10 protein-coding genes are annotated in these 14003 nt (G+C 40.8%); 3 read left to right on the top strand and 7 right to left on the bottom strand.

Going from position 1 to position 14003, the window contains the following annotated elements; genetic code table 11:
• Window positions 1-33 precede the first annotated feature (33 nt).
• The gene (locus AC0L7T_RS07475) at window positions 34-306 is read right to left on the bottom strand and encodes a hypothetical protein (protein WP_473341913.1); all 273 of its coding nucleotides are present in this window, start codon (window positions 304-306) and stop codon (window positions 34-36) included.
• Between the two features lie 368 nt (window positions 307-674).
• On the opposite strand from AC0L7T_RS07475, the gene AC0L7T_RS07470 reads away from it, so the two are divergent.
• Both AC0L7T_RS07470 and AC0L7T_RS07465 read left to right on the top strand, forming a co-directional pair.
• Entirely contained in the window at window positions 675-2198 is a 1524-nt protein-coding gene (locus tag AC0L7T_RS07470; RefSeq protein ID WP_473341912.1) for a sulfatase, read from the top strand.
• 7 nt (window positions 2199-2205) lie between these two features.
• On the top strand, window positions 2206-2493 hold the full coding sequence (locus tag AC0L7T_RS07465; RefSeq protein WP_473341911.1) for a hypothetical protein: 288 nt from the start codon (window positions 2206-2208) through the stop codon (window positions 2491-2493).
• 253 nt (window positions 2494-2746) lie between these two features.
• Here AC0L7T_RS07465 and AC0L7T_RS07460 read toward each other — a convergent pair whose 3' ends face one another.
• From AC0L7T_RS07460 to AC0L7T_RS07445, 4 genes are all read right to left on the bottom strand, one after another.
• Window positions 2747-3148: a ChbG/HpnK family deacetylase gene (locus AC0L7T_RS07460; RefSeq protein WP_473341910.1), complete on the bottom strand. Its 402-nt coding sequence runs from the start codon at window positions 3146-3148 to the stop codon at window positions 2747-2749.
• Between the two features lie 221 nt (window positions 3149-3369).
• On the bottom strand, window positions 3370-5355 hold the full coding sequence (locus AC0L7T_RS07455) for a GNAT family N-acetyltransferase (protein ID WP_473341908.1): 1986 nt from the start codon (window positions 5353-5355) through the stop codon (window positions 3370-3372).
• 563 nt (window positions 5356-5918) lie between these two features.
• Window positions 5919-6332, bottom strand: a complete 414-nt coding sequence (locus AC0L7T_RS07450) for a hypothetical protein (protein ID WP_473341907.1) — start codon at window positions 6330-6332, stop codon at window positions 5919-5921.
• A 147-nt stretch (window positions 6333-6479) separates the two neighbouring features.
• Window positions 6480-6998: a hypothetical protein gene (locus AC0L7T_RS07445; protein ID WP_473341906.1), complete on the bottom strand. Its 519-nt coding sequence runs from the start codon at window positions 6996-6998 to the stop codon at window positions 6480-6482.
• A gap of 473 nt (window positions 6999-7471) precedes the next feature.
• On the opposite strand from AC0L7T_RS07445, the gene AC0L7T_RS07440 reads away from it, so the two are divergent.
• The gene (locus AC0L7T_RS07440) at window positions 7472-7873 is read left to right on the top strand and encodes a hypothetical protein (RefSeq protein ID WP_473341904.1); all 402 of its coding nucleotides are present in this window, start codon (window positions 7472-7474) and stop codon (window positions 7871-7873) included.
• A 177-nt stretch (window positions 7874-8050) separates the two neighbouring features.
• On the opposite strand, the gene AC0L7T_RS07435 is transcribed toward AC0L7T_RS07440, so the two are convergent.
• Both AC0L7T_RS07435 and AC0L7T_RS07430 read right to left on the bottom strand, forming a co-directional pair.
• Window positions 8051-10318 carry a ligand-binding sensor domain-containing protein gene (locus tag AC0L7T_RS07435; RefSeq protein ID WP_473341903.1) on the bottom strand — a complete coding sequence of 756 codons (2268 nt, stop codon included), beginning with the start codon at window positions 10316-10318 and terminating at the stop codon, window positions 8051-8053.
• Window positions 10319-10509: 191 nt separating this feature from the next.
• A complete protein-coding gene (locus AC0L7T_RS07430; protein WP_473341901.1) occupies window positions 10510-11505 on the bottom strand; it encodes a polysaccharide deacetylase family protein in 996 nt (331 codons plus the stop codon).
• Window positions 11506-14003: the final 2498 nt, after the last annotated feature.

Raw genomic sequence — 14003 nt, 5'->3', positions numbered from 1 at the left:
TTTTCAATTACACCTTAACTGGGGAATTCTTCGTCAAAAACAAAGTACCGGTATTGCAGTAGCTGAAAGTCCCATGTTTTTATAGGTTTGGTAAGCGCTACGAATGGTATTCCCTGGTAAAAAACGGAAGATTTTGAGATTATGACTAAAACCATCCCTACCCTGCAAGGGGAAATTATAAAGCCCGACAGGATGAAAAGGCCTTTTGTGTACTAAGAAAAAGGGATCGTAAAGGTATTGGACCTGACCGGCAAGATGGAAAATGAATCCTTTATTGCTACCATTCCTGTAATAGAAAATGTTCAATACTAAAATGTATTTAACCCGAAATATGCAATAGACATTCTATTACGTGCTGAAATCGCTTTAAAATACCCAATCGTTGCTGTTTTCAATTTCACCATAGCGGTGCTATGCTAAAATCTCCAAACAGCCTGATTTTCTTGCGATTGCAACACTTCCCGTAAACACGGGACAGGCTATCACGAATCCTATTACATAATCCGGGTTTAAAAATATTGTATTGGGATAGTTAACTTTTCTATCTTGGTATGACGGATCCATTGAATTCAGTGAAATTTTATATGTATACAGTACCGAACCGAGCTCGGTTCATGGAAGGAAAGGCCAAAACCTGCGTATACTTATTAAACCAACCGTATAGCTATTGAACAATGATAAAACTACCTGTAAAAATTATCCTATTAGGCTTTCTATTTGCAGTGTCTTTCGGCGCACTACATGGATCAGTTATTCCTAAAAAGAAAAAACAACCTAATATCGTCTTCTTCTTTGTAGGAGACATGGGATGGCAAGATTCTTCGGTGCCATTTTACAAAGAGGTGACAGCACTCAACGAAAGGTATTATACTCCGAATATGGAGAGATTGGCCCGCGAGGGAATGAAATTCACACAAGCTTATGCCAGTGCAGTCTGTACTCCCTCCAGAGTAAGTTTAATGACGGGGGTAAATGCTGCCAGACATAAGGTTACCAACTGGACCTTGAAAAAAGATGAATCCCCTGATAATGATCACGAAGTAGTAAAGTCTCCCGATTGGAATCTAAACGGCCTGAGCCCAGTCCCAAATATTCCATACACCTTCTTTCATCCCGTAAATTTACCACTGCTATTGAGTCAAAATGATTATAGGACCATTCATGTAGGGAAAGCACATTTTGGGGCCTTAGGTACTCCGGGAGAGAATCCATTAAACTTGGGTTTTGACCTTAACATTGGTGGAAATGCGGCAGGTGGCCCCGGGAGCTATTTAGGTATTCATAATTTCAGCGTAGCCTGGAAAGGTTCGGGCAACCCTTTATTGGATTTACCCGGCTTGGAAGCCTATCATGGTAAAGCCATTTACCTAACTGAAGCGCTGACCAGGGAAGGGCTAAAAGCAGTATCAAAGGCAGTTGAAGACGACAAACCTTTTTACCTGTACCTATCACATTATGCCAATCACCCGCCTTGGGAAAAGGATGAACGCTATTACCAAAATTACATCGATCAGGGGTTAAATGAGCTGGAAGCCACCTACGCATCAATGATTGAAGGCATGGACAAATCCTTGGGAGACATTATGGATCACCTGGATAAACTTGGCGTGAATGACAATACAATTGTCGTTTTTATGTCAGACAACGGGCCCCATCCTCAGGTACCTCAGAACCTACCCTTGAGAGGGCATAAATTAAGTCCATATGAAGGAGGTATCAGGGTACCCCTATTGGTCAAGTGGCCAGATGTTACCAATCCGGGAACAACTATAGATGATTGTATTATCATTGAGGATATCTTTCCAACCTTTTTAGAAATGGCAGGACTTAATAGCTTGGTAAATAAAAGTATAGATGGTCAAAGCTTTGTTCCTCTTTTGAAAGGGGAGAATTCTAATTCCGTGGACAGACCACTACTTTGGCACTTCCCTAATACCTATTATAGCCCACCCTATAGTGCCGTCAGAAAGGGGAACTGGAAGCTGATCTACTACCATGTGGATCAGAAATTTGAATTGTTCAATTTAAAGGATGATATCGGTGAATCCACCGAGCTAAGCAAGTCCAATAAGATTAAAACCAAAGAAATGGCTGAATTGATGACAAAATTATTGAAAGAGACCAAAGCACAAATGCCGACAATAAAGGCTACCGAACAATTCGTACCCTATCCTGATCAGGTTTTTAGCCTGCATTAAGGAGATTTTGTCAGCATTGTTGCAGAAAAAAAGCAACAATACCGCCAAAATCGATAACGTTTATTTCACCAATCCAGTGGCTGATGCCACTGGCTACAAAAATATCACCCCTCCCGGGGTTTCGGTTTTCGTAAAGGTTACTATTATTATAAATTGGGAATGGAGACGTTGTGATTTTGTCAGCATTGTTGCAGAAAAAAGCAACAATACCGCCAAAATCGATTGGCGTATGGTCACAAGGTTCCATGGCCTGACAGCCATGGCTGTTATATTGCGCCCGGTCAGGGCTTGGTGATATTTTAGGACTTAATTCACTTCTTCGGTAATTAATTGACGTTGTGATTTTGTCAGCATTGTTGCAGAAAAAAAGCAACAATGCCGCCAAAACCGATTGGCGTTTGGGCTTTCTGTTGCCGTGGGTTGACACCACACGGTTATTTTTGTTGAAGCCATTCAGGCTTCTTCTGAGACTATAAAATCAACCTTCACATCCATTTTGAGAAATTGATCCTCATCTAGGTGTAATTGGCAATTACATTTCTTCCGGATCAGGAATTAAAGCATTCCATGATTTCTTTCCAGTTGGTGAATAGGATGCCTTCTTCTTCGAAGAATTGTTTCAAGTCCGGATCAGCAAACATTTCCGCTTCCCAAATCCTTTGTTGCCAGGAGCCGGTAATGGTTTTCAACTGTTCGGTATCTGCGGAAGGGTGGAAAATGATTTCTGTCAATCCGGGTTTCAGTGAGCGGATCAAAGCTTTAAAAACTTCCTTTTTTTCTTCGTAGGTATCTGCTTTAGGAGCAGAAGTAAAAAAGTCCAGCTTAGGCAAGGTGTAAGTAGCCATAAAATCTACTACCTCATCGGTGATGGGATAACCTACTTGCCTAAAGGCCTTCAGCACTTCAGGGTTTGAAAGGTCAATGGCATTGGCAGGAATACCGTATTCCATGGCAATGCTTAGGTTTAAAAGGGGGATTTACCTTGTCTGCTTTTTCTTTGTCTATTTCAGGGAGGGAACTGCTTGACTAAATGAACCTAATTTTACCAGCAAGTATTTAAATCGAACTCAGGTTGTCAGGTTAATTATCAACAAAACCTGTAAGGTTTGCGGATTTGAGGTAATCAATGAAAAGTTGCTAGATATAAAACCTTACAGGTTTGGCTTATCCATTATTTATTCTGGTTACCGGTATTGATTTGTTTGTTATTGATCAGGTTGATGTGTCTGATATTTTTCATTATCTCTATGCGGTTGATCAGGGAATCGATGATCAGCTGGTAAAGTTTATCTCCCAGCACCTGGTCTTCCACACCAAAGTCAATATTGGGATTGTCATTGACTTCAATTACATATACTTTATCCTCCACAAATTTGAGGTCCACGCCATAGAGTCCGTCCCCAATAAGGGAAGAAGCTTTTAATGCCAGGCTTACTATTTGCTCCGGCACCTGATCTATGGCTATTGTTTCATGGTTGCCGGACTTATCCTCTGCATCACTATTCCAGTTATAGATCTGCCAGTGGTCCTGTGTCATGTAATATTTACAGGCATAGATCGGTTTATTGTCCAATATTCCTATCCGCCAATCATAGGCAGAATACAAAAACTCCTGGCAAATTACCATATCGGTTTTCTTGAAGAGCAGGCCTAGTTCACGCTTTGCCTCCTCCTTATTGTTTACCTTTATCACCCCGAGAGAAAACGCGCTATCGGGTTGTTTGAGTACTGCCGGGTACCTGATATTGTCCAGCAGTTTGTCTTCAAACATGTTCTTGGTTAAAGTGAAAGATTTAGGGGTGCGGATTTTATTTTTCTTAAACAATTCATGCTGGTAAATTTTATTGGAGCAGCGCAGAATAGACCAAGGGTCATCTATCACCACCAGGCCTTCAGCAAAAGCAAGGCGGGAGAGTTCATAGGTATAATGGTTGACATTGGTGGTTTCCCGGATAAACAAAGCATCAAATTCGTTGATTTTATTGATATCTTCTTTACCAATAAAAGTAACATACACTCCTTTTTTATTGGCAATCTTACGAAATTTCTCAAGCGCTTCCTTATTTGAAGGCGGATTGGCTTCAAAGGGATTGATCAAAATGGCCAGGTCATACCTGTAATTGTTTAACCTGGGAAAATTGTACCGCTTTTTGTTGAAGTGCCGCTGTGCGGCATTAAACAAGGTTTCCTTTTGTGCCTCATCCAGCCCTTTAAAGGTCAGCACCTTAATGCTTTTAATTATCCATTTATCTACCTTTATAAAATTAATGGTAAATAAGGGCACCTCAAAAACCTGGTACAACCTGGCAGCCAGCACCTTGTAAGCCTTCAGTGGCGTTTGTCCAAAATACAAATCAAGAGACAGGCTATTGCCTTTTTCTTTGCTGAGGATTTGGTTTACCTGTTCATTCAACTCAAAGGAAAGTGCCTGCACCACATTGGCGATTTGCACATCTTTGATGGTAGAAGTACTTGGTATCACCCTTTGTCCCCGAGCAGAGGCCAAAAGAGAGACATAGTAACCATAGCTTTGGTACTTGTAAGAACTACAGAGGTTAAAGATCCTGAAATTGGCATTGTTTTGATACAAAGGATTATTAATATACTCTTTTACAGATACTATGGTGGCTTTTAGTCCCGTATTTTGCCAGACGTAAGGCTGATCGATTACGATCAGGTTTTTGTTTCCCTTATCTATTGCTTCTGTCCTAATTTTCATGCCCATCTTCAAGGCATCTTCACCGTTCTGATAATAGTTCTTCAATGTTTTGATCACTTCAAACCCTTTGGACAAATACCAGCCCGTGAGCTTGCTTTGGCTTTCCCTCACTTCCAGGGTAATGCTCCTAAAGTTATTAGAAAGCGCAAAAGCCTTGATGTATTCAATAAATGCATTGCCTATACCATCCTGCCTGTATGGAAGTGCTACACTGATAGAATACAAGCGCAGCATGTGCTTGTACTTAAACAATACAGCCGAAGCCACAGGCTGATTGTCCACTGCATTCTCAGCAATAATCAGCTCCTGAAAAGAACTTTTCAGTCCTTTTTTGAGGTTTGCAGGGGAGGTTTGTTGGAATTCAGGAAATGATTCCTTCTCAAGGTTCAAGAGAAATTCCAGGTCTCCTGAACCGGCCTTACGAAAATTTAATTTCATGGATCCTATTTATGCTTGGCTACACTACTTTCCCGATTAACCACTAAATAGGCAAAAACGCTTGGTTTACTTGCTGACACCACCTCAAACAACCTGACTATCTTGCCTTTACCTATCTCCCGCAAGTCCTTTTGGACAATGCGGGATAATGTTACAAAAGGTAAACAATTCCTTTCACACACTTACAGAAAAGTTCGTGCTCAGCTAAGTACGGATACCCCGGATGAAGTGTTGTATAATTTCGAAATATTATACGTCTTTAACTTAAATAGTGAATGCCCCGATAGCAGGCTTCAGCCAAAAGCGCATCACCAAAAATTTGACAACTCATCGAACTATATCCCTAAACAGGAAATAATTACGCTATTCTGTGGTACGGTTGAAAGCTTCCGTTCTCTGTCAGTAAATCGGAGCAAAAAAAACCCCACAGGGGTACTTCTGAAGTACCCCTGTGGGGTTTTGGAATTCGGAAGTTTCTGAATTGGGTTTTTAAAACTCATACCAAGTTTTTTGACCATCTACAATTCTACTACTTATAGATCAATCGGTTGCGTTTAGAAATCTTACCTTTTGATCACGCGTAACCAAAAGACAATAGCAATGGCCAAATGCCACCAGACACTTGGTTGCCACCACCAACTACTTATAATTTTATTCCAGCCCAATTCCCAAATTAAATTGGTATTTGGGTAACTATTGTCAAACCCTTGAAAAATATTGACTAGAAATTCAGTAACTATCGAGAAAAAAGCGCCGCAAAACGTTCCCAAAAACACAAAAATTACAAAAGGTGTCCTGACGAAGGTTGAAACAAATCCAATGTTCTGATTTTCAAAATCAATTTCAGCAGTGTCTATTTGTTCTTCTTGCGCTACCTCCAGAGGGCCATCTCTTTGCTGTGAATATCCGGGCCTGGACCCAAGAAAGGCCCCAATAACAAGCAACAAAATGAAAATTTTATTCAGCCTTGTATCCATTTTATAGAGTGGTTAATTGGTTAATACTATTGTTAAAATCAAGCACACAACTCTTCAATATAAATCGTGGCCATTTGATAAACTATCAAGTACAATATAACCAAATATACACTTTGAGTAAAATTTCAGAACACATATATGGATCTACTAGCATTTACCAACCATCATTTTATAACGTTTATTTTCAGGTGCAAATGCTACTCCATTAATAAAGAATTTGGAATATTCATACTTGTCTAAGTTGATGAGGATATTCCAGAAGCAATGGCCTCCATCCTCTACAATTATCAGTACCTCCCTCCATTGCCATGGTTCTAAAAAAAATTCTCCGTTCTTCTCAACCATACCTTCTTTAATTTCGCAGAGTGCGTTTACCCAAACCATCCGTTCGCCAGTGGCGTTTAGAAACCCTACATATTGTCGAAAATAGTTGGGTAGAGACGCTCTTGTAAGTAGGTCTGCCTTATTCTTTTGGACAGCATCCTTAATTAGTTGCTCAACGATAATTAAGTCGGTGGTGTTAGGAATCCAAGTGTCCGAAAAATCTTGAGCTATGAATTGAAGTTCATCTACTGTTGGCTTGATGATTGCAAATTCAAAATTGATTGGTTCAGAAGTTTTTTCACGGTACTTGTTTGTACAAGAATTCGCAAAGGTAAATAGCAATAAAGTAATGATTAAGTTTTTATGATTTCAGACGTGATTGGGAAACATGGCAATAAATGTTGGTTATTTGTGCCTTTTAATTGATTAAATTTTACGAGTAAAGTTAGCTTATCTCGCCATAAATCGTCCGAGAAGATTTTGTCAGCATTGTTGCAGAAAAAAAGCAACAATACCGCCAAAATCCGTTTGCGTTTGACCATAAATCCAGTGGCTTACGCCACTGGCTACAAAATATCACCCCTACCGGGGTTTTCGGTTGTTATAAAGTTTCATGTGTGGTTCCGGTAATCGACAGTTCTGTAGTGATTTTGTCAGCATCGTTGCATAAAAAAAAACAACAATACCGCCAAAATCAAGATGTGTATATTCTTTACCAAGGGCTGACACCCTTGGCTGGGATATTGCGCCCCAGTGGGGCTTGGTGATCACAAGACTTATTCGCGTTTTCTATAAGGAATGGGTTGGTAGTGATTATGTCAGCATTGTTGCAGAAAAAAAGCAACAATACCGCCAAAATCCATTTGCGTTTGACCATAAATCCAGTGGCTGACGCCACTGGCTACAAAAATATCACCCCTACCGGGGTTTTCGGTTGTTATAAAGTTTCATGTGTGGTTCCGGTAATCGACAGTTCTGTAGTGATTTTGTCAGCATTGTTGCAGAAAAAAAAACAACAATACCGCCAAAATCAAGATGTGTATAATATTCTTTACCAAGGGCTGACACCCTTGGCTGATTTATTTCGCCCCTGTGGGGCTTCGTGTCATCATCAGACTTTATTCGCGTTTTCTATAAGGAATGGGTTGGTTGTGATTTTGTCAGCATTGGTGCAGAAAAAAAAGGCAACAATGCCGCCAAAATCAATTGGCGTTTGATCATTCGTCCACGGGCTAACACCCGTGGCTGTGATATTGCGCCCCGTCCTTCTCTTTGTTATCGTAAAATTTACCAGCAAACATCCTATTAGAAAAATCAATCCTCTTTGAAGGGGCAAAGGAATACTAAGCCATTGGGCGGAAAGAATTAATAAATGCATTGCCGGCCTTAATTGCTTACCTGATCAGTTGCTGATACCTTCCCATCCAATAAGGCAAAAGCCAGTAAACAGGTTCTTTCTCTTCCATAGGATTGCCTGAGACAGCCAAGTATGGGTTGTTGTCCCAGCGCATGGTGCGGTATTCACTTGGTGGCCTTAGCGCACTTACCTGCACCTCTTCCAAAATTGGTGACCTCACCAATTGAAGGTCTTCCCTCCTACCATTGTCAATTTGCCAATCTACCAGACTCAATGGGGCATCCTGTAGAAAGAATATAGAAGCCTCCAGTTCATCGCTTCCTTGGGTCAACAGGTTGTAAGTAAAATTAAGCATAGGACTTTGCGTGTCTCTGAATTTTTCAAACCATTGATCCAAGTGTTTCCGGTACTCAGCCTTCAACTCAGGATCCTCTTCAAGTTTAATGAGCGGTGGATGAATGTACAAGGCCATGTAAATATCAAAATAGGTTTCAAAGGCCGGATTAGTGGTGTATAATTTTTTGGCATTTTCCAGGTAACCATGGTCTGTGATTAATTTCATATAGGCTTCCTGGTAGGCTGCTTTGCCTGTAATGGCATAGGCAAACTTTAAGAAAGACAATATCTCCAGTGAATTCAAAGGTTTCTCTGGTGCCCATTCGGGATCTTGATTTAGACTTTTGGGCGACCAGACGCCCCATTTTGTGGGTTTCCCATCCACACCTATCAAATAGAAATCATTCCGCAACAGATGATCCATGATTTGCTCCACATGCGCTGCAACCCGCTGTTTTTCGACCGCATCTGCCACGAGAAAATAATACCAATAGTAACCAAAGAAATGACCGGCAAATTCATCACTGCTGGTATCTCCCTTCCACAACCACTTGCCGTCTTCCGAAGGATGCCAACGCACTTCAACTGCCTTTTGCCTTGGATTGTTGATGATTGCTTCTGCCAACTCCCTGTCAGTATAAGTCCTGTTCATGTCGTGCATGGGCCTGTCCCAATCTATAGGAACCACCGTTCGGGCAAAGAGGCCATCCCTGCCAGTTACTTCCCGCAAAAGATACAAAAAGTCAAAGGCTTTCTTTGCCCTTTCTTTTGCTTCTTCACTGCCTGTAACAGCGTAATGAAAAGATTCCATGGCCAGGTACATGGCGGTATATTCTCCATCATTGTCATCGTCATCAGCCACTAAAGTACTGGTATCCCCAGGTGTTTCCAGTTTAAACCTTGCCACAATCCCGGGCTCCCTAACATGCCGTGTGAGCAATTGATGGTAAAAGTAATCCGCTTTTTCGGCCAAGGTCATTTCCTTCCTTCTGATAAGGCTGACACCATCTGAAGTCGCCACCCAGGCATTTCCTTTGGCATCAAAGTCAATGTCTCTTACCTCATCTGCCCTTAGCCATCGCTTGCTTAAGCGAACGGAATAATCACTTTCACCCGGCTGAAACCTGGTAATCCCATAATCAGTCCCTACCCAAATTTTCCCATCAGGTGCCTTTTTTACCACATTCACATTTACATGGGTAATGCCATTCGCAGGCTCTTTTTTATCGATTACCTTGTCTCCTTTTCTTATTGTAACACCACCTAGTCCTCCAACCCACAGGTTGCCACTGTCATCAAAATCCATCCCCTTGACATAAGCGCTGATTAGGTCTTCATTTTCCTGATATGCTACTGTTCCTTTTTCATTGCAATGGTACAATCCAACATCCGTTCCTAGCCAAAGACCATCATTTTTGTCAGCAAGCACCGCACGTATGCTCCTGACTTTGGTAAAGTCCTTGGCAACCCATTGATTGTCGCTATAAAGCCAAATCCCAAAGGGGCCAAAAGCATAGGCTCCCTCGGCGATGCCAAGTACCCGAGCGATAGGAGGCTTTGGTCCAGGGACTTTCACCAAGGAGGTATTTTCCAAAACATAAACCCCATCCCATGAAGCTACCCAAACCTTTCCTGAAGCTTCCGAATCCAGGTCGTATACGGGCCCGATATTTTCTTCTGGAAGCATTTGCTTCCAATCTGCTCCTGCCTCTTCTTTTTTAAAAACACCATACCCTGTAGCAATCCAAACATTTTGATCGGAGTCAACATGTATAGCCCGCACATCATTGGCGGCTGGAATTGCTTCATGAACCACAAAACCTTCATGGTACTCTTGCACAAAAGGGACGTCCGTATGGTTGCTCAACTGCCCATTAGGGATATCCACGGATTCAGTGGTTTTACAACATGCAATGGCCATACAGGCTACTGCCAGTGCAGAGATATAAATTTCAATCGCAAGCTTCATTTTCCGGTACTTTATTTAATATTGTATTGATCCAATTTCGGTAGAAGGATTTCTTCATTTAAAACCAAATTCAGTTCAATAGAATAGCTATTGCAGGATAAAATCACAGCAAATTCAGCTAATTTGGGGCTTTATTAGTGATTTACCCGAGTTCCGTTAGGAGGTAGCAAAACCTTCTGCTACCGTCGGAATCAGGAATTAAAGCGTTCCATGATTTCTTTCCAATTGGTGAATAGGATGCCTTCTTCTTCGAAGAATTGTTTCAAGTCCGGATCAGCAAACATTTCCGCTTCCCAAATCCTTTGTTGCCAGGAGCCGGTGATGGTTTTTAACTGTTCGGTATCTGCAGAGGGGTGAAAAATGATTTCTGTCAATCCCGGTTTCAGTGACCTGATTAAATCTTTAAAGGCTTCCTTTTTTTCTTCATAGGTATCTGCCTTGGGTGCACTGGTGAAAAAGTCCAGCTTGGGCAAGGTGTAGGTAGCCATAAAATCAACGACCTCATCGGTGATGGGATAACCTACTTGTCTAAAGGTCTGCAGCACTTCTGGGTTTGAAAGGTCAATGGCATTTGCAGGGATGCCGTATTCCATGGCAATGCTAAGGTAGGCAATGGCATATTTGGGATCTCCATACAAGGTACCCATATGGGTATCGATATGATCGGGACGGTAACCCAGGGCAAGGGATTTTTCAATCTGCGCCCTTATTTCTGTGGCTACTTCCTCCGCAGAAGCATGGGCAACCACCTCTTCTACTGATCGCCATAATTTACCTTCTTCATCAATAAGCCCGGGTACTTCCTCCGCCGGAGCAACAGATGGCCAACGCCAGGTTTTCCACTCACTGGTCAATGCAAGGTGCAAGCCAAGGTCTATTTCAGGATGCTCAATGGCCCAGGCAATGATCTCTTCAAAATTAGGACAGGGAGGCATGGCAGCGGCAGACTGTATGTCTCCTGCCATTAGCATTTCTTTGGCAGCAATATTGGCTTCAGGACTCATGCCAATGTCATCTGCATGCAGCATAATGACTTTCTTCCCTTCCGGATAACCCAGGCGTTCGGCCCAATTGGCTGGGGTTTTGGTCTCCACTTCTTGTACTTCAGAAGAGGTACTTTTTTGACCACAGGAACTTATTACTAATAGCGATGCCAGAAAGAGGCTGGAAAACAACTTGATTTGCATGACTTTTTCTTTTTACTACTCAAAAAGAGGTGTTTATGACTAGTTGGAAGAGGGGGAAATGTTGGACTTTTTTGGATGAGGGTGTGTGGGGGTCGGAAAGGTATTAAAGGAAAAGAATAGTTGATAACAAAAAAATATCTACCCACTAAAATGTAAATGATTCAAAGGAGGTTTTTAGAAGATATTAATAGGCATAAATGTTGGTGAAATATGGCAGTTCCTCTAAAATTCAATAAAGTTTCCCCTTATCATATTTATGACTGCAACAGAACTTTTAAACTGGACTATTCTAGCTAACTGAATGCATGAATGAGTGAGTGCACCTTGCACTTTATTCTCTTTTTATCTCCCCAAAATTTACTAAAACTCCCTGAATACAAAAGAAATAAAAATATTATTTCTCCATATATTTTTATTTAACATATACTACCGAATAATGGGTACTAAAACATAGATTCATTAGGTATTTCACTTACAAACAGGTGAACAACTAAGGCCCCTCTAGAAATTAGCCAAGAAAGATCATTACAGTTCCATTGTTAAGCATTTTGTGTTTTTTATATTCTAAAATTTGCATTTTAAAACATAAAAAAGTACTTTCATCCTATTCATTAAAATTCAAATCAAATTTATATGTCATACGCACAATGAACGCATTATTAATCGACATTCCGAAAGAGGAACTTACGGAAATGAAAAATGCCATTGCTATCCTTAAAACCAAACTGACCTGATTGCTTTTGGCCCTACCTAGCGACAGACGGCACTTAAAATGAGTAATGCCAACATTCTTTTTGTGGAAAAAGCTATTGTTTATGCCCGTGTAGACCGACAGATTCTACCCCCTACACCGATTTGAATGAATTAAACCCTAAATACACGATAGACCACCTTCTATTACGTGCTGAAATCGCTTAAAATTCAGCCCATTCTAATGAATTGGAAGGTTAAAATTTTAAAAGTTGCTTATGTCACCCAAAAGTAACTTAGGGGTGCGGTTGAAATCTTTCAGACTGCACCCTATTTTTTTGCTCAAAAATAGCTACAGTGGGCATACTTAACTTGAAAATAATCGTTCAAGTCTACTTCCTTTTCATTATTTTCCCATTCCTCATTATCAAAGGTTTACGCTAGTTAGATATTGGTTATACGTCGCCGTTTCCTGTCGGTAAATCGGAGTAAAAAAGGGCATAGGGAGAGTTTTGAAGTACCCGTAGCGAGTCTGGGTGCACCTGTTTGGGGATATTAAGCCTGGCCTAATTTCTCTTCTTCAGGTGATCCTAATGAAGCCTTGTGGGTTTTATTTTTGGAAGTTTTCTTCTAGCAAGGGGGGATTGTTTTGGTGGGGATTTATGCAAATTGGGAAACCTTGAATATTATGGCTATAAATAAGTAGATAAAGTAAGCCAATCTCGCCAAAAATCAACCGAGAAGATTTTGTCAGCATTGTTGCGAAAAAAAAGGCAACAATACCGCCAAAATCGATTGAGGTTTTATTCACGAATCCAGTGGCTGACGCCACTGGCTACAAAATTATCACCCCTAAAGGGGTTTTCGGTTGTCAGATAGCCAAATATGCGTCTTCAATTTAGAATAGTCTTCGTGATTTTGTCAGCATTGTTGCAGAAAAGAGCAACAATACCGCCAAAATCGATTGAGGTTTTATTCACTCAACCAGTGGCTGATGCCACTGGCTACAAAATTATCACCCCTAAGGGGTTTTCAGTTGTCAGATAGCCAAATATGCGTCTTTGATGAAGAATAGTCTTGTGATTTTTTCAGCAATGTTGCAGAGAAAAAGCAACAATACCGCCAAAATCGATTGAGGTTTTATTCACTCAACCAGTGGCTGATGCCACTGGCTACAAAATTATCACCCCTAAAGGGGTTTTCGGTTGTCAGATAGCCCAATATGCGTCTTCGATGAAGAATAGTCTTTGTGATTTTGTCAGCATTGTTGCGGAAAAAAGGCAACAATACCGCCAAAATAAATGGGCGGGGGCATTCCGGTTTCCGTGGGTTGACACCAACTGTTTTTTATTGAAGCCCTCCAGGCTTCTTCGGAAATGGTAAAATTTTTCGGTAAGCATCACTTTAAATAAATTACCTGGATAATTCCTTAAACTAAAGTACATAAATGGATGCAAGGCAAGGGAGTCCGTATTTAAAGATGCGCTTCCTGTCGCATTTTGGGTTAGCTATTTGAATGTTTTTCTAAATAAACTGCAAATTATTCAGGAAGTATTTGAGCTGCATCCTATTAAACCTGCTTATTCTTTTTTTTATGCGTTTCAATATGTTCGTACAGTAGCACCTTTAAAGAGGCTAAATAATCAGTCATTACTTTTGTATCAATATGCGGGTGTGCATCTGAAGGGATAGTTATCGGGCTTTCATTTAAGAATTTGTACAACTCAGGGTAATTAGTTTCAATATTCAATGTTAAACTAGTTACTTCATTTAATAATTGATTTAGATCTTTCATATTAAAATGCAGG

This window comes from Cyclobacterium sp. 10D3-21 (assembly GCF_055809755.1).
The sequence above is the reverse complement of the archived record's forward strand: the minus strand, read 5'-3'. Positions and strand labels throughout refer to the sequence as shown.